Consider the following 25,347-nt stretch of genomic DNA (forward strand, 5'->3'; position numbering starts at 1 on the left):
ACGAATGACCGTTCTCTTATGCCCACACTGCCTCGCTCGCCACCCACTGTCAAGGAGAAGATGAACGATCGATCGCTTTTGATATAGCCTGGCGCCATGCCGAAGGTGAGCCAGGAGTACCTCGACGCCCGCAGAGCGGAGATCCTGACCGCGGCGAGACGCTGCTTCGTCCGGGACGGCTTCCACGAGACGTCGATGCAGGATCTGCTCGCCGAGGCCGGGATGTCCTCGGGGTCGGTCTACCGGTATTTCCCCAGCAAGCAGGACATGATCATCGCGATCGCCGAGGAGAACCTGGCCGAGGTGGTGCACGAGGCCCGCCGCCAGGCCGAGCGCAGGCCCGCCGCCGGGGTCGGCGCGGCGATCGCTGATCTCTTCGAGGCCATCAGGGCGAAGCACGCGGAGAACGGCTTCGCCGCCATCGCACTGCTGACCTGGTCCGAATCCCTGCGCAACCCGACGCTCGCCGAGCGGCTCAGGACCGCGCTCACCGAGGCGACGGCCGACCTCGCCGCCATCGTCCGGGAGCATCAGGACTCCCGCCATCTGCCGCCGGAAGCCACGCCGGACTCACTGGCCCAACTGATCACCTCGACGGTGCCCGGCTACATCCTCCAGCTCGCCACGCTCGGCCCGGAGGCGGTCGACGGCCTGCCCGACGCCGCCCGGGCGCTCTGGCCGGCACCCGAGGCGCAATAGACTGGACCAGCCAGTCCAGTCGAGAGGGGGCGCGCCATGCGCAAGGAACTGACGGCGAAGGGGAAGGCCACCCGGAACCGGATCGTCGAGGGCGCGGCCGCGGTGCTGCGCGAGAAGGACGTGTCGGTGGCCACGCTCGACGACGTCATGGCACGCACGCGCACCAGCAAGAGCCAGCTGTTCCACTACTTCCCCGACGGGAAGGACGAGCTGCTGTTGGCGGTCGCGCACCACGAGGCCGACCAGGTCCTGGCGGACCAGCAGCCGTATCTGGGCTGTCTGGACTCCTGGGAGGCGTGGCAGCGGTGGCGCGATCAGGTGGTCAAGCGCTATGCGGAGCAGGGCGAGGAGTGCCCGCTGGGCTCGCTCGTCCTCCATCTGGGCCGCTCCACCCCGGGCGCCCGGGATGTCGTGGTGGCGTTGATGCGGCAGTGGCAGGAGAGCCTGGCCACCGGCATCCGGGCCCTCCAGACGGCCGGGCAGCTGCCCGCCGAGCTGGATGTCGAGCACCGCGCGGCCGCCCTGCTGGCGGGCATCCAGGGTGGTGTGCTGATTCTCCAGTCGACCGGCCGAGCCGACCATCTGCGGGCCGCGCTCGATCAGGGCATCGGGGATCTGCGGCGCGCCGCGGCGGCCTGACCGTCACAGAACGGAAAGGCGCGCCACCGCGGCCCCGAGCGACCCCGGATAGTGGACTTGCAAGTCCATTTTTTTCTTCGCACAGTGGCATGGCCCCGGCGGTCCCGCGGGGCGTCCAAGGTGCGGTGAACGAGCGTGCGGGAGTGTGTGATGAGTGGACGGCTGCAGGACAAGAGGGCGCTGGTGACCGGCGCGACCAGCAACATCGGGCGGGCGATCGCGGAGCGGTTCGCCGCCGAGGGCGCGCATGTAGTGGTGTCCGGCCGCAGCGCCGAGCGGGGTACGGAAGTCGTCGGCGCCATTCGCGCGCGGGGCGGCCGGGCCGACTTCGTACGGGCGGATCTGGACGGAAGCGCGGAGGCTTCCCGCGCCCTGGCCGAGGAGGCGACGTCCGTTCTGGGCGGGGGCATCGACATCCTGGTCAACAACGCGGGGATCTTCCCCGGCGACAGCACCGCGGACACCGATGAGAAGACCTTCGACCACGTCTACGCGGTGAACGTGAAGGCGCCGTTCTTCCTGACCGCCGCGATCGCTCCGGCGATGGCCGAGGCCGGCGGAGGGGCGATCGTCAACCTGGGGTCGTGGATCGCCCGGCTGGGCATTCCCCTCGGTGCGCTCTACAGCTCCAGCAAGGGCGCGATGGAGACCCTGACGCGGGCCTGGGCCGCCGAGTTCGGCCCGCGGGGTGTGCGGGTGAACGCGATCTCTCCCGGAGTGGTCCACACGCCCGTGCCCGGCGAGGTGCACCCGGGCGAGGTCATGATGAACGGCACCCCGGCCGGGGGCGTCGGAAGCCCGGAGGCCATCGCGCACGCGGCGGTCTACCTCGCGGGCGACGAGGCCGCGTTCGTCCACGGCATCGTGCTGGACGTCGACGGCGGCCGCACCACGGCGGCCGTCATCGCGGCGTAGCGGCCGTCATCGTGGCGTGGCGAACCGCGCGTCTCGGCGTAGCGGACCGCGCGTTTCGGCCGGTGGGCACGGGGCCGCGCTAGCGGTGCGCGGCACTCTCGGAGGCCGTCCGGGCGAGCGTGTCCGCCACCGTGGCGCACGCGAGCCGGACCACGGAGCGCAGCTCCGCGTCCGGCGCACCGGCCCGGCTCAAGACGGCCAGCGACTGGTTGACCGCGACGACGTACGTGGCCAGCTCGTCGAGCACCCGGGGGTCGGCCGAGGCGCCCGCCAGCGCCTCGCGCACTCGTCGGCGCTGGAGGTCGAGCAGACCGCGCACCTTGGCGCCGTTCTCCTCCTGGAGCGTCGGTGACTGCGTGGCGGACTGTGCGATGAGGCACCCGGTGGGCGTCTCCGGGTCGGCGATGCGGGCGAGGATGACGTCGAAGAACGCCTCCACCGCACGCACCGGATCATCGGGGTGCGCGGCGAGCGCCTGCTCGTACCGGGCGCCGTAGATCGCCGCGTAGCGGTCGAGGCACTGGCGGAACAGCCGGTCCTTGTTGCCGAAGGCGCCGTAGAGGGAGCCGCGCCCGAGGCCGGTGGCGGAGCCGAGGACATCGAGCGAGGCGTCCGCGTATCCGCGCTGCCAGAACACCCGCATGGCCTGGTCAAGGGCCGTCCCTACGTCGAACTGCTTCCGGCCCGACATTGCGGCACACCTCCTTCTTCGCGACTGCGCTGTGATCCTACCTACATCTTGGATCGATTGGTCAATCTATGTTTGATCGATCGGTCCAAGATGGTTAGCGTGGTGGCCGGTGGTTATCGCACTCGAAAGGCCGCATGATGATCGACGACATCGCACCGGAGGTCCGCACACCGGACTCCCGCACACCGGCTGTGCCGCCCGGCGGTGGACGGGGGGCGCGCGGCGGGTTCTGGCTCGTGGCCGCGGTGTACACCCTGGTCATGCTGGGTGGAACGCTGCCGATCCCGCTGTATGTGCTCTGGGCGCCGCGGATGGGCTTCGGACCGTTCACCACGACGCTGGTCTTCGCCGTCTACGCGCTGGGGACGGTGCTCGCCCTCATGGTGTTCGCCTCGCTGTCCGACCACGCGGGCCGCCGTCCCCTCCTGATCGCCGCCCTGGTCGCCGCGGCCGCGAGCACATCGCTGTTCCTCGTCGCCGACGACGTGGGAACCCTGCTGGCGGCGCGGTTTCTGTGCGGCCTGGGCACCGGCATCTTCACCGCCACGGCGACCGCGGCGCTGGGCGAGCTCGCCGGGGAGGAGCACGCCCGGCGGGCGTCCATCGTCTCCACGGCGGCGAACATGGGCGGGCTGGGGCTGGGTGCCGTTGTCGCCGGCCTTTTCGCCCAGTACGGCACGGACCCCACGCACCTGGTGTTCTGGGCCTACCTCGCGAGCCTGGTGCCGGCGTTCCTCGCCCTCGTCGTCACCCCGGAGACCGTCACGGCCCGGCGGCGCCCCACTGTGTCCGTGCGCCGCCCGACCGTCCCCGACCAGCGGGCGGCGCGTGCCGAATTCCTGCGAGCCGCCACGGCCGTCCTCGCCGCGTTCGCGGTCAGCGGGCTGTTCTCGTCGCTGGTGCCGTCCTTCCTCCGTGAACGGTTGCACGTCCACAACCTCGCGGCCGTCGGTGCGGAGGTCGGGCTGCTGTTCCTCATCGCCCTGACCGCGCAAGTGGCCGCCCCGGCACGGTGGCTCTCCGGGCGTTGGGCGGCGCCGGCGTTCCTGATAGCGGGCGTCGCGGTGTTCGAGACCGGGCTGTGGACACGGTCACTGGTGACGTTCGTCGTCGGCACGCTCCTGGCGGGTACCGGCATCGGTCTGGCGTTCCGCCGCGGCATCGCCGTCACCCAGCGGCTGGCCGACCCGCGGCGCAGGGCGGATCTGCTCGCGACGTACTTCCTGTCCGCCTACACCGGCACGATCGTGCCCACGCTGGCCCTGGGCCTCCTCGACCAGACCATCAACCAGAACGTGGCGACCCTGATTCTCGCCGTCGCCGTCGTTGTGGCGACCCTCGCCGGAGCGCTGAGCCGCCCCGCCACGTGAGCGACGGCCGCAACACAACAACGGGTGCCGAGGGCGAGCAGGGTGATCAGCCCGCAGGCGGCGGCACGCATCGCGCAGAACCAGCGGCGCAAGACCCGACGGCTGCCCCTCCCCGTCCTCACGATCGCGGGAGCGGACAACTTGGGCGAGGCGGTCGGCACCACGATGCGGCTCGCCGCGGACGACGTGGAAGGCCCCGTACCGGGAGAGCTGACCGACGGCGGACGATTCTCGCCACGGAGTCACCTCGGCGAGGTGGGTCCCGGTCCTCCGGCCGCCGAGGGCCGTCACTCAGAACATGCGGGGCTGGCCCGAGGAGGCGCGGAGTCCGCCGTCGACCGGGATGTGGACGCCGTTGACGAATCGGGCCTCGGCACTGGCCAGGAAGGCGATGACGTCGGCGACTTCCCCGGGCTCGGCCGGGCGCTGCATGGGGATGCGCTGACGGAACGCGGCCATGGCGGTTTCGCTCTCCACTAGGGGAGCGGCCATTTCGGTGGCGGTGAGGCTCGGGTGCACCGCGTTGACCCGCACGCCTTCGGCGCCGTGGTCGAGCGCCATGGCGTTGGTCAGGTTGGCCACCGCGCCCTTCGCCGCGTTGTAGGCGGCCAGACCCCAGTCGCCGCCGAGACCGGAGACCGAGCCGACGTTCACGATGTTGCCGCCGACGACACGCAGATGCGGCAGTGCGGCCCGCGACGCGTAGAAGGTGCCATCGGCGATGACGTCCATGACCTGCCGCCAGCCGTCCGTGGCGACGTCCCCGACGGTGCCGACCGCGACCACGGCCGCGTTGTTGACCAGCACGTCCAAGCGGCCGTACTCCGCCACGACTCCCTCGATGAGGGCGGTGACCGCCGATTCGTCGGAGACGTCCGCGACGCGGGCGACGACCGTCGAACCGGCAGGCGCGGTGGCGACCGTCTTCCGCAACTTCTCCTCGGTGCGTCCGACCGCGATCACGGTGGCGCCGTCGCGTGCGCAACGATGCGCGGTGGCGGCACCGATGCCGGATCCGGCGCCGGTGATGAGAACGACCTTGCCTGCGAAACGGGCCTCGCTCACGTGTTCTTCTCCATGATGGTATGGCTGATCGGTACGGCGTTTAAGTATTCCCCAAGTTGATGGTGCGTCCGAGGCCGCCTCTCAGTGCGGCGACTTCGCGCCCCCTCCAGAAGCAGCATGTGTCCCGGGCGTCCCGGACGTTCGGAACGTCCCGGGCAGGACCTCGGCGGCGTCCGGCAGATGCCACGGGTGGGGCGCGATCAGTTCGCTGACGGCCGGTTCGGGGCCCCAGGAGCCGGGGGCGTAGGGCTGGACCGGCGGCGGGTGCTCGAGGAGGGGGGTCGACGCGGCCCAGATGTGTTCGATGCCGCCTGCCCGGGTGAACAGCGACTGGTCGCCCAGCATGGCGTCCAGGATCAGCCGTTCATAGCCCTCGAGCCCGTTCTCCTCGCAGAACGACCCGGCGTAGCCGAAGGCCATCGTGGCCGGTGCGAGCCGCATCGCGGGGCCCGGCTCCTTGGCGAGGAAGCGGGCGGCGATCCACCCGGGGTCCCCGAAGTCGATCACGATCTTGTTACCCCGGTTCCGCTCCTGGTCGGCGAGGTCGGTGGGGAACATCCGCAGGGGCGGCTCGCGCAGTCCGAGCGTGATCACCTGGCGGCGCTGTGCGAGGCTCTTGCCGGAGCGCAGATGGAACGGGACCCCGGCCCACCGCCAGTTGTCCACCTCCACCCGCAGCGCGGCGAACGTCTCGGTCGTCGAGTCGGGGGCCACACCGGGTTCGTCGCGGTAACCCTCGTACTGGCCGCGTACGACGTCCCCGGGCTCGATGGGGCGCAGCGCCTCGAAGACCTTGTCCTTCTCGTCGCGCAGCGGCTCGGCGGCGAGCGAGACCGGTGGTTCCATCGCCACGATGCCGAGCACCTGGATCAGATGGGTGACGATCATGTCCCGGAAGGCTCCGGTGCCCTCGTAGAAGTGGGCACGGCCCTCGATGCCCAGCGTCTCCGGCACATCGATCTGCACATACCTGATGTGGTCCCGGTTCCAGTTGGGCTCGAACATGCCGTTGGCGAAGCGGAGGGCGAGGATGTTGTCCACCGACTCCTTGCCGAGGAAGTGATCGATGCGGAAGACACGGGACTCGTCGAAGACGGCGTTGATCGTCTCGTTGAGCGCCCGCGCCGACGCCAGATCGGTGCCGAAGGGCTTCTCCACGATCACCTTCGCGTTCTCGGCCAGGTCCGTGTCGCCGAGCATGCCGATCACGGACGCGAACGCCGAGGGCGGAATGGCCAGGTGGAACAGTCTGCGGGACGGCCCGCCGAGGGAGTCCTCCGCCGCCCGTACGGCCGCGAGCAGCGGGCCGGGGTCCTCGGGGTCGGCCGCGCCGAAGGACAGCGACTCCTCGAAGGACTTCCACACCGGCCCGGTCGGCTTGGACCGTCCGAAGGTGGCGACCGCGTCATGGGCGAGGGTGCGGAACGCGTCGTCGCTCATCGCGGACCGGGACGGGGTCGAGCCCACGACGCGGTAGCCGCCGGGGAGGAGCCCCGCGGCGGCGAGGTGGAACAGCCCGGGGAGCAGCTTGCGCCTGGCGAGGTCGCCGGTGACGCCGAAGAGCACGATCACATGGTCGTCCGGTTCCGTCATCGCCCGCTCCCCTTCTCGGCGTGTCCGCCGAACTCGCTGCGCATGGCGGACAGCACCCGGTCGGCGAACTCGCCGAGGCCCCGGGACTGGAAGCGGTCGGTGAGCGCCGTGCTGATCACGGCGGCGGGTACGCCTTCGTCCACCGCCGCCCGTACCGTCCAGCGCCCCTCGCCGGAGTCCGAGACCCGTCCGGTGAACTCGTCCAGCTTCGGCGACCGGGCCAGCGCGTCGGCGGTGAGGTCGACGAGCCAGGAGCCCACGACCGAGCCGCGGCGCCACACTTCGGCCACCTCGCCGACGTCTATCTCGTACTGGTACGCCTCCGGCTCGCGCAGCGGGGTGGTCTCCGCGTCGGCGGCGCGCTTGCGCAAGCCGACGTCCGCGTGGTCGATGATGCTGAGCCCTTCGGCGATCGCGGCCATCATGCCGTACTCGACCCCGTTGTGGACCATCTTCACGAAGTGGCCGGCACCGCTGGGGCCGCAGTGGAGATAGCCCTCCGGCGCCGTTCCATCGGCGTGTCTGCTCGGTGTCGGCTCGGCGGAGCCGGTGCCGGGCGCGATGGTGCGGAAGATGGGGTCGAGCCGGGCGACGGGCCCGTCCTCACCGCCGATCATCAGGCAGTAGCCGCGCTCAAGTCCCCAGACCCCGCCGGAGGTTCCGCAGTCCAGGTAGTGGATGCGGTGCGGGGCGAGCTGTGCCGCGCGGGTGATGTCGTCGCGGTAGTAGGAGTTGCCACCGTCGATGATGGCGTCGTCCGGCTCGAGGATCCCGATGAGCTGGTCGAGGGTGGGCTGTACGACGGCGGCGGGCAGCATGAGCCACACGGCCCGTGGCCGCTCCAGCCTCGCCACCAGGTCGCCGAGCGAGCGGGCCGCGACGGCGCCCTCGCCCTCCATCTCCCGCACGGCGCTTTCGTTGACGTCGTAGACCACACAGCGGTGGCCGTCGCGCATCAGCCGGCGCACGAGGTTCGCGCCCATCCGGCCGAGCCCGACCATGCCGAGCCGCATGGGGGTGTCGGTAGCCATGTGCTCTCCTGTCGCGTCATTGCCCGCTCAGCCCGGGGCCACCAGGTCGCGCGCCACCCGCGCGACGCGCTCGGGGGTGAATCCGAACTTCGTGAGCAGTTGTTTGAGGGGTGCTGAGGCGCCGAAGGTGTGCATGCCGATGACGGCCCCGTCCGCGCCGACGTACCGGTCCCAGCCGAACGTGGAGCCCTCCTCCACCGCGACCCTGCGCGTGACCGAGGGCGGCAGCACCTGGTCGCGGTACGCGCGCGGCTGACGGTCGAACAGCTCCCAGCACGGCATGCTCACCACCCGGGACGCGATGCCCTCGGCGGTCAGCTCCTGGTGTGCGGTCAGGGCCAGCGCCACCTCGGAGCCGGTGGCGAGCAGGATCACCTCGGGCTCGCCCCGGTCCGCGTCCGCCAGGACGTAGGCACCCCACGCGACACCGGTGGCCGCGCCGAGCCGGGTGCGGTCGAGGGTGGGCAGGGGCTGGCGGGAGAGGACCAGCGCGGCCGGCGCCCGGCGGAGGCCGGCGACCACCCGCCACGTCTCGGCGACCTCGTTGGCGTCGGCGGGGCGGAAGACCAGCAGCCCGGGCGTGGCGCGCAGCCCCGCGAGCTGCTCGACGGGCTGGTGGGTGGGGCCGTCCTCGCCGACCCCGATGGAGTCGTGGGTGAAGATGTGCACGGTGGGGATCTCCATCAGCGCGGAGAGGCGAATGGCCGCCTTGGCGTAGTCGGAGAAGATCAGGAACCCGGACCAGTACGGACGCAGCTTCGTCAGCGCCATTCCATTGGCCACCGCGGCGGCCGCGTGTTCCCGGACGCCGAAGTGGAGATTGCGCCCGGTGTGGTCATGGGGCTGGAAGTCGCCCGCACCGCCGAAGGTGAGGCGGGTCTTGGTCGACGGCGCCAGGTCGGCGGACCCGCCGAGCAGCCAGGGCACCGCCTTGGCCACGGCGTTCAGCACCTGGCCCGAGGAGTCGCGGCTCGCCAGGCCCTTCGGGTCGGCCGGGAAGGTGGGCAGCGCGGTCTCCCAGCCGTCCGGCAGCTCACGGCGCTGGATCCGCTCCAACTCGTCGGCGAGCTCGGGGTACGCCCCGCGGTAGGCGTCGAACGTCTTCTCCCAGTGGCTGCGCAACTGGCCGCCGCGTGCGCCGATGCCCCGTGCGAACCAGTCGGGCACACCGTCGGGGATGTGGAAGTCGGCGTCGGGTGGCAGGCCGAGGGCGCGCTTGGTGGCTTTGACCCCCTCCGGCCCGAACGGGGTCCCGTGTGCTTTCGGTGAGTCCTCGACCGGCGAGCCGTACCCGATGTGGCTGTGGACGAGGATCAGGGTCGGGCGCCCGGCCTCGGACCGGAAGGTGTGGAAGGCGCGGCCGATCCGGCCGAGGTCGCCCGCGTCGGCCACGGTGGTCACGTTCCAGCCGTAGGCCAGGAAGCGCGCGGCCAGGTCCTCGGTGAAGGTGATGTCGGTGTGGCCCTCGATGGTGACCCGGTTGGAGTCGTAGATCCAGCACAGGTTGGACAGCCGCAGGTGTCCGGCGAGCGAGGCCGCCTCGGAGGAGACGCCCTCCATCATGCAGCCGTCCCCGGCGAGCGCGTACACGTCGAAGTCGAAGAGCGTGAAGTCGTCGCGGTTGTACCTCGCCGCCAGCCACTGGCCGGCGATCGCCATGCCGACGGAGGTGGCGACGCCCTGGCCGAGCGGGCCGGTGGTCGTCTCGACGCCGCTCGTCCAGCGGTACTCGGGGTGGCCGGGGCAGCGTGAGTCCAGCTGCCGGAACGACTTCAGATCGTCGAGGGTCACCGCCGGACGGCCCAGCATCTCGTACTCGGGGTCGACCGTGCGCACACCGGTCAGGTGCAGCAGCGACCACAGCAGGGCGGAGGCGTGGCCCTCGGAGAGCACGAAGCGGTCGCGGTTCGGCCAGATGGGATCGGCGGGATCGAAGCGCAGGAACCGCTGCCACAGGGTGTACACGACGGGCGCCATCCCCATGGGTGTCCCGGGATGCCCGGAATTCGCCTTCTGGATCGCGTCCATGCACAGTCCGCGGATCGTGTTCACCGACAGCGTGTCCAGGTCGGTCATGGCGACGCCGCCCTCCGTGCGCTCGATGGGTGTCTGTTGAGCCTTGCGGGGCGCTGCCTCCCTCATTTCAACGGCACCACCAACACCGCGGCCCCGCAACTGGCCACCCCCGGTGCCACCGGGCAGGTGCCACCGGGCACCCTGGAAGCGGCCACCGCCGGATCCTCGGACCGAGCCACCTGATCGGTCGGCCCACGGCCACTCCATGCTTTGATCTGTCCTCGGACGGACGCGTTCGACCGCCGCGGAACAGAGGTGCGCATGGCAGGAAACGACGGACGAGTGCCGGTGGCCGACGGCGACGTGGCCATACGGCGACCGCGGCGGGCCACGGCCGCGTGCACGGACGGCGAACGCCCGCACACCGGGAAGGCGCCGCCCCGGAAGGCGCCATGCGGGGAGGCGCCATGCGGGGAGGCGCCATGCGGGGAGGCGTCATGCGAGGAGGCGCCATGCGGGGAGGGGCCATGAGGCTGTCCACCCGCATCGCGCTCGCGGTCGGCCTGAGCGTGCCGCTGCTGGTGCTGGCCTCCGGCTGGCTGCTGCTGCGTCTGGTCACCGACGATCTGCGCGCACACCAGAACGCCCAGTTGCGCGCTCGCGCCACGGTCGTCGCCAAGAACGCCAAGGCGTTCCTCGAGGTCGCCGGGGCCGACCGCCCGGTCATGGAACAGGCCCGGCAGCGGCGGCTGGTGAACTCCGCCCGGGACGTGGGCATCCGGCTGACCGCGCCCGGGGGTACGGTCTCGGCCGGGCCGCAGCCCGATCCGTTCCCCTCACTGCCCCGCAACGCCCCGAAGCCGGTCACCGTGACCTCTGGTGACACGGAGTGGCTGGTGCTGTCGCTGCGCGTCGGTGCCGCGAAACAGGGCACCACACCGAATCTGTGGCTGTTCTCGCCGGACACCGCCGAGGACGAGCTGGCGCTGGTGCGCCAACGGGTCGTGTTCGGGGCGCTGTTGGCCGCACCCCTGGCCGGGGCCACCACCTGGGCCATCGCCACCCGGGCGGTCCTGCCGCTGCGGCGGTTGCAGCGCCGTACCAGCGGCCTGGACCCCCGGACCAGCGCCGTACGCCTGGAGCACACCCCGACCCGTATCGGCGAGGTCGACGACCTGGCGTACACGCTGCAGACCGTGCTCGCCCGCTACGACGAGCAGGTCGAACGCACCGGGGAGGCACTGGCCACCGCCCGCGCGTTCGCCGCGACCGCGTCCCACGAGCTGCGCACCCCGCTGATGAGCATGCGCACCAACATCGACATCCTCACCGACCACCCCGAGCTGGACCCCGCCGACCGGGCGGAGGTGGTCGAGGACCTGGGGCGCGAACACACCCGGCTGCTGGGGCTGCTGGTGATGCTCAGGGCGCTCGCGCAGGGCGACCTGGTCGAGGCGGACGCGTTCGCGTCGCTGGACCTCGCGGAGGTGCTGGACGCGTCCGTATCCGACCTGCGGCGCACCCACCCGGACGCCGAGGTGTCCGTGCGCACCACCCCGGGGCTGCTGGTGCACGGCTGGGAGGAGGGGCTGCGCTCGGCGGTGGACAACCTGCTGGCCAACGCCTGGACCCATGGCCGCGCCGCCGACGGCACGGCCCCCATCGAGGTGACCCTGCGCCACTCCGGCGACCCGCGGCAGCCGCTCGCCGTGCTCACCGTGGACGACCACGGCCCCGGCATCCCGCCGGAGCGCCGCGAGGAGATCTTCCAGCGGTTCCGGCGCGGCCCGGACAGCCCAGGCTCCGGCCTCGGCCTGACCCTGGTCGCCCAGCAGATCGCCCTGCACCGGGGCCGGATCACCGTACGGGACCGGCCCGACGGACGCCCCGGCGCGCGCTTCGAGGTGCGGCTGCCGGTCACCGGCGTCCGGGACGTGGAGAGCACCCTGCCGCTGCTCCGCCGGGACTGGCTGACCGGCCGCCACGCGCTGCCTCGCTGAAGTCCGGTGCGGTTCGGGTGCGCCCCGAAGGGGCGCGGGGCCGTGTCGATGTGCGGCCCGCCGCGGCTGTGTCGCTATGCGGCTCCGCCGCGTGGGACCGGCCACGACGGCGACCGGCCACGACGCAGCCGCGGATGAACGACCGCACCTCGCGGCACTTCCCGCGGAGCGCTCAGGCGGCGCGGACGGTGGCCAGCGCGTTGCTCCAGCTGACGACCTGGTCGAGCAGGGCGTTCACGGCCTCGGTCTGGTGCTCGGCGGGGGTGAACCTGCTGAAGTTCTCGAAGTCGGTGAACAGGGACAGGGCGACCTGCGCGCGCACATCGGCCACCTGCAGCTCGGCCATCACCAGGCGCAGGTGCTCGACCGCGCGGGTGCCACCGGCGCTGCCGTAGCCGACGAAGCCGGCGGCCTTGTTGTTCCACTCGGCGTACAGGAAGTCGATGGCGTTCTTCAGGGCGCCGGAGGTGGAGTGGTTGTACTCGGGGGTGACGAACACATAGCCGTCGAAGGAGGCGATCTTCTCCGCCCAGTCCCTGGTGTGTGGCTGTGCGTACTGGCCCAGCGACGGCGGGACCGCCTCGTCCAGGAGGGGGAGCCGGTAGTCGGCGACGTCGACGAGTTCGTACTCCGCGTCGGTGCGCTGCCGGGCGATGTCGAAGACCCACCGGGCGACGGCTTCGCCATTGCGGCCGGGGCGGGTGCTGCCGAGGATGACGGCGATCTTGGGCATTGCGTAGTCCTTTCCGTTCCGTGGCGCGTTCCCAGAGTCGGGCCCGTAACTCGTCCGGGTTCGACAACGACCACGAGGCCATGACCCGCCGGGTGCTGGAGCATCTGGCCGGGCAGGGTACGCGGCGGATCGCGCTGATCGCCGGGCCCACCCAGGAGTACTACGCTCGCGCGAGCGCGACGGCCTACCGGCGGTGGTGTTCGCGGGCCGGTGTGCGGCCGTGCGTGGTCCCGTTCGACGAGGACGACTCCACGGGGCGGGGCCTGGACGCCCTGCTGACCGGGGAGGGCGGGCCGGACGCGGTGTTCGGCCTGTACGACCCGTGCGGCCGTCAGGTCCTGGCGGCGGCGCGCGGTGCGGGCTTTCGGTGCCGGAGGACCTGATGGTGGTGTGCGGCAGCGAGGATCCGGCCTACGGGCGTACGGACCCGCCCGTCTCGACGGTGTCGCCGGCCCCCGAGCAGGCCGGAACGGCGGCCGTCGACGCGCTGGTGAGCCTGGTGGAGGATCCGCCGCACACACCGCCGCCCGTGGTGATCGGGACGCGTCTGGTGGTTCGTTCGTCCTCGATGCGGCGATCCCCGCCGGCAGGCGTCATGAGGGCGGAGTGGCCCGGGGGCCGTCAGGAATCCGCGGGCGTGATGTCCAGCGCCGTGAGGAAGGCGGTCGCCGCCGGTGTGCGGGTGAGGCGGCTCCAGATGACGTACTCGACACGGGCCGGTGCGTCGGCGACCTCGATGGTGACGACGCCGGTGAGATGAGGCGCGTAGGCGGTGGGAAGCATCGCCACGCCGAGACCCGGCCCGACGAGCCGGGCGATGAAGTCCGCGCTGGTGACCTCGAAGGCCACGTCACGGGTGAGACCGGCGGCCTCGAAGGCCAGGTCGGACTGGGCGCGCCCGGCCGTCCCGGCCGGGAGGTCCACGAACACCTCGGAGGAGAGCCTGCGCAGGTCGACCTGTGATGCCTCGGCGAGGGGATGGTCCGGCGCGACCACGGCGACGAGCCGGTCACGCGCGAGTTCATGGGCGGCGACGCCCTGGGGGCGGGCGGTGGTCGGCAGGCCGAGGAACGCCACGTCGAGGGCGCCCTCCTTGACCTGCTCGACGAGGTCGTCGCTCGCGCCCACCCGCAGGCTGATGCGCACATGCGGATACCGCTCTCGGAAGTCGCGGAGCGCGCCCGGGATGTCGACCGCGGTGACGGTGGGGATCAGGCCCACGGCGAGCCGTCCGCGTACCTCCCCGACGGCCGCGGCGACCTCGGCGGCCGCGCGCTCGGCGGCGTCCAGGCACTGGCGGGCGGCCGGGAGGAAGGCTTCCCCGGCCGGTGTCAGCCGCACCCGGCGGCTGGTGCGCTCGAAGAGTCTCGCGCCGAGCTCCTTCTCCAGGCGGGCGATTTGGTGGCTGAGCGCGGACTGGACGACCAGACATCGCTCGGCGGCGCGCGTGAAGCTGTTCGTCTCGGCGACGGCGACGACGTACCGCATCTGCTGAAGCTCCATGGATCCATCGTGGATCGAGATCGATGCGGTGACAAACATGTGTTGGACTCATCAATGGCCCCGAGGTGAGACTTCGAGGCATGACACGGCACACCACACACGTGGTCTCCGGCGGGGCCGGCGGTGTCCGCCACGGAAACCTGCCACGCACCGCCCTGACGGCGCTCGCTCCCTCGGTGTGGGGCACGACGTACGTCGTCACCACCGAGCTGCTGCCCGAGGGGCACCCGCTCTTCGCGGGGCTCCTGCGGGCGTTGCCCGCCGGCCTGATCGCGCTGGCCCTCACCCGGACACTGCCGCGCGGCGCCTGGTGGGCGAAGGCCGCGGCGCTCGGCGTGCTGAACATCGGGCTGTTCCTCCCGCTGCTGTTCGTCGCGGCCGAACGCCTGCCGGGTGGCGTGGCCGCCACCTTGGCGGCGGCCCAGCCGCTGGTGGTGGCCGTCCTGGCCGTCACCGTGCTCCATGAGCGCCTTTCGCCGTGGCGCCTCCTGTGGGGTGTGACGGGCGTCGTCGGCGTCGGTCTTGTGGTGATCGGGCCGAACGCGGCACTCGACGCCGTCGGGGTCGTGGCGGGCCTCGGGGGCGCGGTCACGATGGCGCTCGGTGTGACGCTCACCAAGCGCTGGGGGCGCCCCGCCGGGGTCGGTGCCACCACCTTCGCCGGGTGGCAACTCACGGCGGGAGGGCTCTTCCTGCTGCCCCTCACCTTCCTCGCCGAGGGGGCGCCTCCCGCGATCGACCTGCCCGCAGCCCTCGGCTACCTCTGGCTGGGGCTGGTCGGCGGTCTGATCACCTACGCCCTGTGGTTCCAGGGCATCAGCAGCCTGCCCGTGGCCTCGGTCGCGGTTCTCGCCCTGCTCTCACCGCTGGTGGCCGCGGTCCTCGGCGCCATCGTGCTCGGCCAGACGCTCGGCCCGGTACAGCTCGTGGGTTTCGCGCTCTCGCTCGCCGCGATCGTCGCGGGACAGCTTCCGCCACGCACCCGCGCCCGCGCCCGGACGGCCGAACACGACTCCGTCTCCACCCCCACCCCGGAAGGGACACCTCGATGAAGATCGCCGTTGTCGGAGCCGCGGGCATGGTCGGCTCGCGTGTCGTCAGCGAAGCCGTGAGCCGGGGCCATGACCTCGTCGCGGTGTTCCGCAAGGAGCCGACGGCCGCTCCGCCACCCGGGGTGATCGCCGTGGCGGGCGACGCGAACGACCCCGGCCACATGGGCCGGCTCCTCGCCGGCACCGACGCGATCGTGGCCGCGACCCGCCCCGCCCCCGGTCACGAGGACTCCGCCGTCAGGACCACGGCGGCGCTGCTCACCGCGGCCGAGACGGCCCGGGCACGCATCCTCGTCGTCGGTGGCGCCGCTCCCCTGCGGCACCCGGGCCGCCCCGACCGGCTCGTCCTCGACAGCCCGGAGTACGTCCCGGAGCGCTTCCGCGCCCTCGCCGCCGCCAGCGCCGCGCAGCTGGACGTCTGCCGGGCCCACTCGGCGGACTGGGTCTATCTCAGCCCTCCCGCCCTCCTCGAGCCCGGGGACCGCACCGGAACGTACCGGCGCGGCACCACGACCCTCATCACCGCGGCCGACGGCACGTCCCGGGTCTCGGCCGAGGATCTCGCCGTGGCGGTCCTCGACGAGTTGGAGAACCCCGGCGAGGACAGGCACTTCACCGTCGGGTACTAGGGGTGCCCGGCGGGCGTGCGTACGCCTGCGGCGGGCCGCTCCCCTCCCCGCCCCTTCCCACAACTGTGGCTCCGCCCCAGACCCCGCTCCTCAAGCTCCCCCAGCTACCGCTGGGAGGTGCCCCCCCCGGAGGGGCTGGAAGGCGGGACTCCGCCCCAGACCCGGAGGGCCCAGGGGCCAGGGGCAGAGCCTGCCACGCGGCGGAGCCGCACATCGATGCAGCGGGAAGGGGCGGAGAGGGGCGGGCAGCCAGGTGGCCCAGTCCTCCAGGCGTGCCAGCACGCCAGGAGGGCCGGGGTCCAGGGGCGAGGCCCCGGCCACGCGGCGGAGCCGCATATCGGCGTTGGGCTCCGCCCCGAGCCCGGGGTCCAGGGGCGGAGCCCTGGTAACGGGAAGGGGCGGGGACGCATGCTCCCCGCTCCGGCGACACGTGGCTACCGGCGCTGCTCCCAGGCGGCCCGGGTGAGTTCGTACTCGACATCGCCGTGCTCGGATCCCTCGATCGCCTCCGGCCACTCCTCGGTGAAGGCGCGGACGAACGACAGGCCCGACTTCTCCATCACGCGCCGGGACCCGGTGTTCACGGCCATGGTGTTCGCGGTGACCCGTTCCACGCCGAGGTCGGTGAAGCCCTTGTGGATCAGCGCCCGGGACCCTTCCGTGGCGTAACCCTTGCCCCAGGCGGCCTTGTTCAGGCGGTAGCCGAGCTCCACCACGGCGGGGCTGTGGTCGTCCAGGGGACGGAACTCGAACCAGCCCAGGAAGGTTCCGGTGGCCTTCTCCTCGGCGGCCCAGTAGCTCCGGGTCCCGAGGCCCGGGTGGTCGTGGAGGAACAGTGGCAGGGTCTTGGTGCGGATCGTCTCCCGGCTCGCCGTCTCTCCATCGGTGAGGAAGCGCATGACGTCGGGGTCGTTGTGGAGCGCGAAGAGGTGGTCGGCGTCGGCGTCGGTGAACGGGCGCAGCACGAGCCGTTCGGTTTCCAGGAAGATACGCATGCCGCGATCCTCACCACTGGACGACCGGGCCCGCCACCGGATATTCGCGGCGCGGCGAAGTCGGCCGGGGCTACGGCGACGGCGGCCGGGGCTACGGCTCGATGTCCAGGACGTCGTGGACCGGCCGCCGCGGGGTCGGGCAGCAGCCCACGCGGGCTGTCCGGTGGCCGTCGTCCCGCATGAGTGAGCATGAGTGAGTGCGCTCGACGGTTTGCCGTACGGCTCAGGCCACCCGATACGGCCGCGCCCGCTCGCTGTTCAGCGTGAGCCCCAGCCCGGGCGCTCCGTCGTGGCCCGGGGTGACGCCGCCACCGTCGGGAGCGAGGGCGCCGTCGAACAGGATGCGCTCGATGCGCACATGGTCGTGGAACCACTCCAGGTGGCGCAGGTTGGGCACGGACGCGGCGGCGTGGGCGTGGGCGTGGGGGGCGCAGTGGCCGGAGATCTCGAGGCCCTGGCCGTGGGCGAGGGCGGCGGCGCGCAGCCAGACCGTGATGCCGCCGCAGCGGGTGACATCGGCCTGGAGGCAGTCCACGGCACCGGCGGCGAGCATATGCGCGAAGTAGGGCAGGGTGTAGCCGTATTCACCGGCCGTGACCTCCATCGGCACCCGGTCGCGGACGGTGGCGAGGGTGGTGAGGTGGTCGGAGGAGACGGGTTCCTCGAACCAGGTCACACCGTGGTCGGCGAGCGTGTCGGCCATGCTGATGGCCTGTTTGGCGGCGTAGCCGCCGTTGGCGTCCACGTACAGGGCGGTGGTGTCACCGATGCTCGCGCGGGCCTCGGCGACGCGTTTCCGGTCGCGTTCCTCGCACTGTCCCCAGGACTCGCCGATCTTGATTTTGACGCGGGGGATGCCCTCTTCCTCGGTCCAGCCGCGCAGTTGCCGGTCCTGGCGCTCGGCGTCGTACGTGGTGAAACCGCCGCTGCCGTACACGGGCACCTCGTCCCGCGCCCTGCCCAGGAGGTGGACCAGGGGCAGGTCGAGCAGGCGGGCCTTGCAGTCCCACAGGGCGATGTCCACGGCGGCGATGGCCTGGGCGGCCACGCCGGGCAGTCCGGCGTTGCGCACGGCGCGGTGCATGACCTCGTTCGCGCGCGGCACGTCGAGGGCCGGGGTGCCGGTGACCACATCGGCCAGCACATCGTCGATGACCAGGGCCGTGGCGGCCGGGGCGTAGGTGTAGCCGAGCCCGGTGACCTGGCCGCACCGGACGGTGGCGAGGACGAGGGTGGTGCTGTCCCAGCTGAGGGTGGAGTCGGCCTCGGGGGCGTCGGTGGGCGCCGTGTAGACGGCGCTGTCCACCCCGTCCACGACGTGCTCGCCCGCGCCTGCCGCCACGGCGCCACCCGTCACCACCGTGCGGTCACCTTCCCCCGCGGCGCGTGCGTCGCGAGGCGGCACGGCCGACCCCCGCCGCGGCCCCCGCCACGGCCGTCGCCGTGAGGGCGGCGGCACCGGCGGTGGTCGCCCAGCGGGCCGCCCGCGAGGGCGGGGCCGTGCGCGGTGCCAGGCGTTCGGGCCGCTCGCTGGGCAGGGTGGTGTCCAGGCCCAGGGCCAGCGCCTCGGCCAGGTGGAGGGCCTCGCGGCCGGTGTCGCCCTGTTCGATCTGGGTGCGGCAGCTGAAGCCGTCCGCGAGCAGCAGGCTGCCGGGGGCGGCCGCGCGCACGGCGGGCAGGACGCCCTGTTCCGCGATGGCCATCGAGATCTCGTGGTGGCCGCGTTCGAAGCCGAAGTTTCCGGCCAGTCCGCAGCAGCCCTCGTCGAGGACATCGGTGACGAGGTGGGCGCGGCGCATGAGTTCGCGGTCCGCGTCGTCCTTCATGATCGCGTGCTGGTGGCAGTGGGTCTGGACGACGGCCTGCCGGCCGAGTGCGGGCGGCCGCCAGTCGTCGGGGGCGTGGTGGACGAGGTGTTCGGCGAAGGTGCGGAACTGCCCGGCCAGCCGCGCCACGTCCTGGTCGGCGGGCATCAGTTCGGGTGCGTCGGCCCGGAACACCGCGGTGCAGGAGGGTTCGAGGCCGATGATCGGGGTGCCCGCCTCGAGGTAGGGCCGCAGCATCCGCAGCGTGTGCCGCAGGACCTTCTTCGCCGTGGCCAGTTGCCCGGTGGAGATCCAGGTCAGGCCGCAGCACACGGGCTCGGTCGGTACGGCGACCCGGAAGCCGGCGTCCTCCAGCACCCGGACGGCCGAGATGGCGACCGAGGGGTGGAAGTAGGTGCTGAAGGTGTCGGGCCACACCACCACGGTCCGCGGATCCGCCGGGTCCGGCTCCTCGGTGGCGCGGGCGCGCCACCACTGGAGGAAGGACTGCCGTGCGAACGCGGGCGCCTGGCGTGCGCCGTCCACACCGGCCAGCCGCTTGCCGAGGCCGGACACACCCGGTGCCCGGGCCACGGTGTTGACCAGCGAGGGCGCGATACGGGAGAGCCGGGCCCACACCGGAAGCCAGCCCATGGAGTAGTGCGCCGCCGGGCGCGGGCGGCCCGCGTAGTGGTGGGCGAGGAATTCGGCCTTGAGCGTCGCCATGTCGACACCGGTCGGGCAGTCGGACTTGCAGCCCTTGCACGCCAGGCACAGGTCCAGGGCGTCACGGACCTCGGTCGAGCGCCAGCCGTCGGTGACGGCGGAGTCCGCGTGGCCGCCCAGCATCTCGAACAGCAGCCGGGCCCGGCCGCGGGTGGAGTGTTCCTCCTCCTTGGTGGCCCGGTACGACGGGCACATCACGGCGCCGTGGTGGCCGCGGCAGTTGCCGATGCCGACACAGCGCATGACCGCGCGGGTGAAGGAGTGCTCGTCGTCGGGGTAGCCGAAGTGTGTGTCGGGGGTGGCCGGCCGCCACCCCGGGCCCAGGCGCAGCTGACCGTCGACCGGATTCGGGCCGGTGGCCCTGCCCGGGCCGGTGGCCCTGCCCGGGCCGGTGGCCCTGCCCGGGCCGGTGGCCCTGCCCGGGCCGGTGGCCCTGCCCGGGCCGGTGGCCCTGCCCGGGCCGGCGCCCTTGCCCGGGCCGGCGCCCTTGCCCGGGCCGGTGACCGCACCGGGGCCCGGGCCGGTGACCTTGCCGGGGTTCATCCGGTTCTCCGGGTCGAACAGCGCCTTCACCTCGCCGAACGCGGTCACCAGGCGCTCGCCGAACATCCGGGTGAGCAGTTCGCCCCGCGCCTGGCCGTCCCCGTGCTCGCCGGACAGCGAGCCGCCGTACGAGACCACCAGGTCGGCGGCACGTTCCACGAAGCGGCGGAAGTCGACCACGCCGTCGGCGGTCTTCATCCCGAACGGGATGCGGGTGTGCACACAGCCCTGCCCGAAGTGGCCGTACAGCGACGGATGGTCGTAGTCGAACTCCGCGAACAGCTCCTTCAGATCGCGCAGATAGTCCCCCAGGCGCTCGGGCGGGACGGCGGAGTCCTCCCAGCCCTCCCAGGTCTCCCGGTCGTCCGGCGGGCGCGCGGTCACCCCGAGGCCCGCCTCGCGGGCCCTGAGCATCCGCTGCTCGCGCCGGGGGTCGTCGGAGAAGGCCACCCTGGCGTCCTTCTCGTCCCGCCCGACCGCGCGCAGCAGCGCGTACGCCTGCTCGTCGACGTCCTCCTGGGTGTCCCCGCTGAACTGCACCAGCAGCCAACTGTCGCCCTCGGGAAGGGAGTTGAGGGATTCGAGATAGGCGCGCTCCTCGCGCATCAGCTCGGCCATCCGCCCGTCGAGGGCCTCCAGTTCCCCGGGTGTGCAGTGCTCCAGGAGCCGGGGCACATCGTCGGCGGCGGCGCAGATGTCGTCGTAGCCGAGCACCAGCAGCGACTGGTACGGGGGCACGGGCACCAGTTCCACTTCGGCGCGCACCACCGTCACCAGGGTGCCCTCGCTGCCCACCAGGGCCCGGGCCACGTCGAAGCCGTTCTCCGGCAGCAGCGAGTCCAGGTTGTAGCCGGAGACCCGGCGCGGGATCTTCGGGTAGCCGCGCCGGATGTCCGCGAGGTATTCGCCGACGATGCGGTCCAGACCGTCGTAGATCTCGGCCCGGCGGCCGCCCTCCGCCGCGATCCGCGCCCGCTCGGCCTGGGACGTCGGCCCCACCCACATGCGCACGCCGTCGTAGGTGATGACCTCCAGGCGGCGCACGTTGTCCACGGTCTTTCCGTACGCCTGCGCCGACGCGCCGCACGAGTTGTTGCCGATCATGCCGCCCAGCGCGCAGTGGCTGTGCGTGGACGGCTTCGGCCCGAACTGAAGCTTGTGGTCGGCGAGTTGGCGGTTGAGCTCGTCCAGGACCAGCCCCGGCTCCACCACACAGGTGCGCGCCTTCGGATCCACCGAGACCAGGGCGTGGCAGTACTTGCTCCAGTCGATCACCACGGCGGTGTTCGTGGCCTGACCGGCCAGGCTGGTGCCGCCACCCCGCGACAGCACGGGCGCGCCGAAGCGGGCGCACACCTCCACCGCCCGCGCCCCGGCCTCCACGTCACGCGGGAGGACGACGCCGATGGGTACCTGGCGGTAGTTGGAGCCGTCGGTGGCGTACGCGCCCCGGCTGCCCGCGTCAAACCTGACCTCGGCGTCCACCTCCGCACGCAGTGCCGCCTCCAGCCCGCTCGCGGTACCGGTACCCATGGTGCGCTCCCCCTCCCTCAGGCGTGCCCGCGTCCCGGCAGGCGCTCGGCGTACTGGGCGACCTTCTGCCGGATGCCCCGGTGGGCGATCCCGGCCAGCTCGGGGTCGTGCAGCGCGGCCTTCACGGTCTTCTTCGCCATGGGGACCATGAGATGGGGCGGGATCGGGGCGATCTCCTGGTCGACCGTGAACTCCAGGACGACCGGGCGGTCGCCGGCCAGCGCCTCGTCCCAGGCCCTGCCGACCTTCTTCGGGGACTCGCAGCGGATCCCCCGCAGCCCCAGCAGCTCGGCGTACGCCCCGTAGGGGATGTCGGGGATGGTCTGGGAGGCGGGGTACTTCGGGTCCCCGGCCATGGCGCGCTGCTCCCAGGTGACCTGGTTGAGGTCCTGGTTGTTGAAGACGCAGAAGACGAGGGGCGGGCCGCCCGCCAGCCGGTCCATATAGCGCTTGACGGTGATCATCTCGTTCATGCCGTTCATCTGGAAGGCGCCGTCTCCCACGAAGGCGATCACCGGGCGGGTGGGGTACGCGAAGCGCGCCGCGATCGCGTACGGCACCCCGGGGCCCATGGTGGCCAGCGTGCCGGACAGCGAGGCGTCCATCCCCTCGCGCAGCTTCAGGTGGCGCGCCCACCAGTTGGTGGCCGATCCGGAGTCGGCGGTGAGGATCGCCCGGTCCGGCAGCCGCGAGGAGAGCTCAGCGGCCACCGACTGGGGGTTGATGGTGTCCCCGAAGTGCTGGCCGGCCCAGGTATCGCAGATGGTGAGCCACTCCCGCACATCCTTCTCGACCTTCTTCCGCCAGCTCCGCTTCTCCTTGCGCCGCAGCAGCGGGAGGAGCGCCTCGAGGGTCTCCTTGGCGTCGCCCACCAGATGGGCGTCCATGGGGTAGCGCATGCCGATCATGCGGCCGTCGATGTCGATCTCGACGCCTCGGGCCTGCCCCTCGTCCGGCAGCCACTCGGAGTACGGAAAGCTGGTGCCGATCAGGAAGAGGGTGTCGCACTCCTTGATCATCTTGTCGCTGGCGGTGCTGCCCAGCAGACCGATCGGCCCGGTCACATAGGGCAGGTCGTCGGGGAGGACGTCCCGGCCCAGCAGCGCCTTGGCCACCCCGGCGCCCAGCAGCTCCGCCACTCCGACGACCTCGCCCGCGGCATCGGCCGCGCCCTGGCCGACGAGGATGGCGACCCTCTCGCCCTTGTTGAGGACATCGGCGGCGCGGCGGAGCTCATCGGGGTCGGGCAGGACGCGGGGGCGGCTCCAGCCCACGCTGGAGAAGACCGATCCGTGTGCTTTGGGCGGGGAGGGCTGGGCGTCCTCCTCCTGGATGTCGTTGGGGATCACGATCGTCGCCACACCGCGGGTGGTCAGCGCGGTCTTGAAGGCGCGGTCGATGACATGCCGTGCCTGGCCCGGGTGGGTGACCATCTCGCAGTACTCGGAGACGTCGGCGAAGAGCCGGTCCAGGTGGATTTCCTGCTGGTAGTGGGTGCCGAGGCTGAGCCGCTTCTGCTGGCCCACGATGGCGACCACCGGCTGGTGGTCCAGCTTGGCGTCGTACAGGCCGTTGAGCAGGTGGACGGCGCCGGGCCCCGAGGTGGCGGCGCAGACCCCGACCTCGCCGGTGAACTTGGCGTGGCCGCAGGCCATGAAGGCGGCCATCTCCTCGTGCCGGACCTGGATGAACTCGGGGTCGCCCTTGGCACGGTCGAACGCCCCGAGCAGACCGTTGATCCCGTCCCCCGGATAGCCGAAGACCCGCCGCACCCCCCACTCCCGCAGCCGAGCCAGTGCGAAATCCGATACCTGAGCCACGGCGCCTCCTCGGTAGCGCTGCACGAAGCACCTCACAGGAGTAGCCGCCGACCGGGCCGGTAAACCTGGCGCATGGGCCGCGGCCGGCCGGGGCACCCGGGTGCCGGTCGGCAGCACGTACGCATGCGGCGGCCCGCCCGGAAACGCGACGGCCCGCCTGGAAGCGCGACGGCCCGCCGAGGGAGGACACGATCGTGAGCGGAGAGACATCGTGAGTGGAGAGAAGAAGGGCACCCGGACCGCGGCCGAGGAGATCGAGGCGGAGATCGCCGAGGCCGAGACGCGGGTGACCGACGACGAGGAGGACGGCCATTACGGCGAGTCGGGGGACGCGATCACACCCAACGTCGACGCCCAGGAGGAGAGCCGGGGCGAGGGCTCAGGGACGGGCGGCCACCAGTAGGTCCACCAGATAGGTCTCCTCCACCCTCTCGTCCGGGAAGAGTTCGCGCAGACGGCCGCGCTCGGCGGCGAGGAACGCCTGGGTGCCGGCCTCGCCGAGGACGAGGAACGCCGAGTGACTGGTGATGTTGGCCAGGTGGGTGTCGAGGGGGACGACGCGGCTCCAGCGCACCTGGCGACGGGTGACGCGGAGACCGGAGAGGCCCGCGAGCCGGGCGGCGCGATCGTCGTCGGGACCCACCTGGGGGGTCGACGTCACACCGGAGTGGGCCGCGACGCGCTCGGCCTGGGCGGCGATCCACGGCACGTCGTAGGCGGTGGTGTTCCACCAGACCGCCAGCGCGCCACCCGGGCGCAGCACGCGCAGCGCCTCCGGAACGGACCGGTCGGTGTCGGTCCAGTGCCAGGACTGCGCATATGTGATCAGGTCGCGGGAGGAGTCGGCGAGCGGCAGGGCGTTGCCGTCGCCCCGGACGATCGGCGCGTCCGGAAGCGTCCGGCGGAACTGGGCCGCCATGCCCGCGCCGGGCTCGACGGCGATCACATCGGCGCCGCGCTCGCGCAGAAGAGCGGTGGCGATCCCGGTGCCCGCCCCGACGTCGGCGACGCGGGCGCCCGCGAGGGGCCGTCCGGCGATCTCCTCCACGGCGTCGAAGAGGGCGGGCGGGTAGGAGGGGCGGTTCGCGGCGTACTGGGCGGCGGCCGCGTTGAAGGAATGGGCACGCGAGGTTGCGGTCATCCCCCCATCCTCACCCGTTCGGCCCCTTCTGCCGAGCCCCCCGTGTTCCGGCCGCACCCCGGTCCACGCGCCCGACCTTGGTCCAGCCGGTCCAGCCCCGCTGCCGCAGCAGCTCGATCAGCCGGCGGGCCGACGGCATGGCCTCGAACGCGAGGGTGTCCATCACCCTGACCAGCGGTGGCTCGATGTCGGCATCGTCGATGTAGTCCTCGCCCCGCTCCTCGGCCATCCCCGTGAGGTAGGCGGCCAGCTCGTCGGCCAGCCCGTCCAGCCGTGGATCGTCATCCGCGCGGTCGAGTGCCCGGCCCAGGGTGCGGTAGAAGCCGATGAACCGCGGGTCGGCGATCTGCTCCCGCTTGCGCGCCATCCACTCCGGGACCCGCTCGGGTGCGTGCGCGGCCAGCGGGATCCAGCCGTCGCGCTCCACCCGGACGATCCGCTCGTCGACCCCGAGCGCCCGCAGCCGGTCGAGGAACTCCACCACCTCCGGGGGCAGCGCCAGGCCGTCCCCGGCGGCCAGGCGGGCGATCCGCTCGCGGTGCCGCTGCCGCTCCCGGATCTCCGCCCGCAGCCGCTGGTCGATCTCCGCGACCGCCGCGGCGAACTCCTCCTCACCGGCCCGGAGCAGCTCCCGTACGCGCACCAGCGGGACCCCGGCCTCGGCGAGGGTCCGGATCCTGATCAGCTCGACGACGGCGTCCGCGCCGTACCGCCGATAGCCGGAGTGGTCCCGCTCCGGCTCCGGCAGCAGCCCCTTGGCGTGGTAGTGCCGCACCGCGCGCACCGTCACTCCGGCGTACGACGCCAGCTCGCCGATGGTCAGCATCGGACCAGTCTCCTGGACGTCG

The 25,347-nt window shown here is 72.3% G+C and carries 21 protein-coding genes and 1 pseudogene; 9 read left to right on the plus strand and 13 right to left on the minus strand.

The features are described 5' to 3' along the window. Positions 1 to 96: 96 nt before the first annotated feature. From IEJ02_RS28660 to IEJ02_RS28670, 3 genes are all read left to right on the plus strand, one after another. On the plus strand, positions 97 to 699 hold the full coding sequence (locus IEJ02_RS28660) for a TetR/AcrR family transcriptional regulator (RefSeq protein ID WP_191067474.1): 603 nt from the start codon (positions 97 to 99) through the stop codon (positions 697 to 699). 36 nt (positions 700 to 735) lie between these two features. Then, complete coding sequence (locus IEJ02_RS28665) at positions 736 to 1,338, plus strand: TetR/AcrR family transcriptional regulator (RefSeq protein WP_191067475.1); 603 nt, start codon at positions 736 to 738, stop codon at positions 1,336 to 1,338. A 150-nt stretch (positions 1,339 to 1,488) separates the two neighbouring features. After that, a complete protein-coding gene (locus IEJ02_RS28670) occupies positions 1,489 to 2,253 on the plus strand; it encodes an SDR family NAD(P)-dependent oxidoreductase (RefSeq protein ID WP_191067476.1) in 765 nt (254 codons plus the stop codon). Between the two features lie 79 nt (positions 2,254 to 2,332). On the opposite strand, the gene IEJ02_RS28675 is transcribed toward IEJ02_RS28670, so the two are convergent. Then, a complete protein-coding gene (locus IEJ02_RS28675) occupies positions 2,333 to 2,944 on the minus strand; it encodes a TetR/AcrR family transcriptional regulator (protein ID WP_191067477.1) in 612 nt (203 codons plus the stop codon). A 134-nt stretch (positions 2,945 to 3,078) separates the two neighbouring features. Between IEJ02_RS28675 and IEJ02_RS28680 the strand changes: the two genes are divergently transcribed. Next, positions 3,079 to 4,314, plus strand: coding sequence for an MFS transporter (locus IEJ02_RS28680; RefSeq protein WP_223864561.1), 1,236 nt, complete (start codon positions 3,079 to 3,081; stop codon positions 4,312 to 4,314). A gap of 291 nt (positions 4,315 to 4,605) precedes the next feature. Here IEJ02_RS28680 and budC read toward each other — a convergent pair whose 3' ends face one another. The 4 genes from budC to tkt form a co-directional block, all read right to left on the minus strand. Continuing rightward, positions 4,606 to 5,379 (minus strand): meso-2,3-butanediol dehydrogenase, encoded by a 774-nt coding sequence (gene budC / locus IEJ02_RS28685; RefSeq protein ID WP_191067478.1) that lies wholly within the window; start codon positions 5,377 to 5,379, stop codon positions 4,606 to 4,608. Between the two features lie 81 nt (positions 5,380 to 5,460). Then, complete coding sequence (gene zwf, locus IEJ02_RS28690) at positions 5,461 to 6,972, minus strand: glucose-6-phosphate dehydrogenase (RefSeq protein WP_191067479.1); 1,512 nt, start codon at positions 6,970 to 6,972, stop codon at positions 5,461 to 5,463. Then, positions 6,969 to 8,003, minus strand: coding sequence for a phosphogluconate dehydrogenase (NAD(+)-dependent, decarboxylating) (gene gnd, locus IEJ02_RS28695; RefSeq protein ID WP_223864562.1), 1,035 nt, complete (start codon positions 8,001 to 8,003; stop codon positions 6,969 to 6,971). Before gnd ends, zwf begins: the two co-directional genes overlap by 4 nt. 27 nt (positions 8,004 to 8,030) lie before the next feature. Then, complete coding sequence (gene tkt / locus IEJ02_RS28700) at positions 8,031 to 10,145, minus strand: transketolase (RefSeq protein WP_223864563.1); 2,115 nt, start codon at positions 10,143 to 10,145, stop codon at positions 8,031 to 8,033. Positions 10,146 to 10,546: 401 nt separating this feature from the next. Here tkt and IEJ02_RS49995 point away from each other — a divergent pair, with 401 nt between their 5' ends. Next, on the plus strand, positions 10,547 to 12,019 hold the full coding sequence (locus tag IEJ02_RS49995; RefSeq protein ID WP_191067480.1) for a sensor histidine kinase: 1,473 nt from the start codon (positions 10,547 to 10,549) through the stop codon (positions 12,017 to 12,019). Between the two features lie 172 nt (positions 12,020 to 12,191). Here the strand turns inward: IEJ02_RS49995 and IEJ02_RS28710 are convergent, their stop codons facing one another. Then, positions 12,192 to 12,752 (minus strand): NADPH-dependent FMN reductase, encoded by a 561-nt coding sequence (locus tag IEJ02_RS28710; protein ID WP_191067481.1) that lies wholly within the window; start codon positions 12,750 to 12,752, stop codon positions 12,192 to 12,194. An 80-nt stretch (positions 12,753 to 12,832) separates the two neighbouring features. Between IEJ02_RS28710 and IEJ02_RS48955 the strand changes: the two are divergent. After that, positions 12,833 to 13,260, plus strand: a pseudogene (locus IEJ02_RS48955) (substrate-binding domain-containing protein); the annotation flags it as partial. 113 nt (positions 13,261 to 13,373) lie between these two features. Here the strand turns inward: IEJ02_RS48955 and IEJ02_RS28720 are convergent. Then, positions 13,374 to 14,255 carry a LysR family transcriptional regulator gene (locus tag IEJ02_RS28720; protein WP_191067483.1) on the minus strand — a complete coding sequence of 294 codons (882 nt, stop codon included), beginning with the start codon at positions 14,253 to 14,255 and terminating at the stop codon, positions 13,374 to 13,376. Positions 14,256 to 14,335: 80 nt separating this feature from the next. Here IEJ02_RS28720 and IEJ02_RS28725 point away from each other — a divergent pair, with 80 nt between their 5' ends. Continuing rightward, positions 14,336 to 15,307: an EamA family transporter gene (locus tag IEJ02_RS28725; protein WP_191067484.1), complete on the plus strand. Its 972-nt coding sequence runs from the start codon at positions 14,336 to 14,338 to the stop codon at positions 15,305 to 15,307. Further along, the gene (locus IEJ02_RS28730; protein WP_191067485.1) at positions 15,304 to 15,936 is read left to right on the plus strand and encodes an NAD(P)-dependent oxidoreductase; all 633 of its coding nucleotides are present in this window, start codon (positions 15,304 to 15,306) and stop codon (positions 15,934 to 15,936) included. The genes IEJ02_RS28725 and IEJ02_RS28730 overlap by 4 nt, the downstream gene beginning before the upstream one ends. 434 nt (positions 15,937 to 16,370) lie before the next feature. On the opposite strand, the gene IEJ02_RS28735 is transcribed toward IEJ02_RS28730, so the two are convergent. From IEJ02_RS28735 to IEJ02_RS28755, 4 genes are all read right to left on the minus strand, one after another. After that, the gene (locus tag IEJ02_RS28735) at positions 16,371 to 16,931 is read right to left on the minus strand and encodes a GNAT family N-acetyltransferase (RefSeq protein WP_191067486.1); all 561 of its coding nucleotides are present in this window, start codon (positions 16,929 to 16,931) and stop codon (positions 16,371 to 16,373) included. 223 nt (positions 16,932 to 17,154) lie between these two features. Continuing rightward, the gene (locus IEJ02_RS28740) at positions 17,155 to 18,288 is read right to left on the minus strand and encodes an enolase C-terminal domain-like protein (protein ID WP_317985940.1); all 1,134 of its coding nucleotides are present in this window, start codon (positions 18,286 to 18,288) and stop codon (positions 17,155 to 17,157) included. A 10-nt stretch (positions 18,289 to 18,298) separates the two neighbouring features. Then, entirely contained in the window at positions 18,299 to 21,538 is a 3,240-nt protein-coding gene (locus IEJ02_RS48960; RefSeq protein WP_223864564.1) for an FAD-binding and (Fe-S)-binding domain-containing protein, read from the minus strand. A 17-nt stretch (positions 21,539 to 21,555) separates the two neighbouring features. Further along, positions 21,556 to 23,358, minus strand: coding sequence for a thiamine pyrophosphate-requiring protein (locus IEJ02_RS28755; RefSeq protein ID WP_191067487.1), 1,803 nt, complete (start codon positions 23,356 to 23,358; stop codon positions 21,556 to 21,558). A gap of 211 nt (positions 23,359 to 23,569) precedes the next feature. Between IEJ02_RS28755 and IEJ02_RS28760 the strand changes: the two genes are divergently transcribed. Beyond that, complete coding sequence (locus tag IEJ02_RS28760) at positions 23,570 to 23,761, plus strand: hypothetical protein (RefSeq protein WP_137980177.1); 192 nt, start codon at positions 23,570 to 23,572, stop codon at positions 23,759 to 23,761. Here the strand turns inward: IEJ02_RS28760 and IEJ02_RS28765 are convergent. Continuing rightward, positions 23,738 to 24,499 (minus strand): class I SAM-dependent methyltransferase, encoded by a 762-nt coding sequence (locus tag IEJ02_RS28765; RefSeq protein ID WP_191067488.1) that lies wholly within the window; start codon positions 24,497 to 24,499, stop codon positions 23,738 to 23,740. The genes IEJ02_RS28760 and IEJ02_RS28765 overlap by 24 nt on opposite strands. Before the next feature lie 10 nt (positions 24,500 to 24,509). Beyond that, on the minus strand, positions 24,510 to 25,325 hold the full coding sequence (locus IEJ02_RS28770) for a MerR family transcriptional regulator (protein ID WP_191067489.1): 816 nt from the start codon (positions 25,323 to 25,325) through the stop codon (positions 24,510 to 24,512). Positions 25,326 to 25,347: the final 22 nt, after the last annotated feature.

The organism is Streptomyces sp. 5-10, assembly GCF_014712245.1.
GTDB lineage: Bacteria > Actinomycetota > Actinomycetes > Streptomycetales > Streptomycetaceae > Streptomyces > Streptomyces violaceusniger.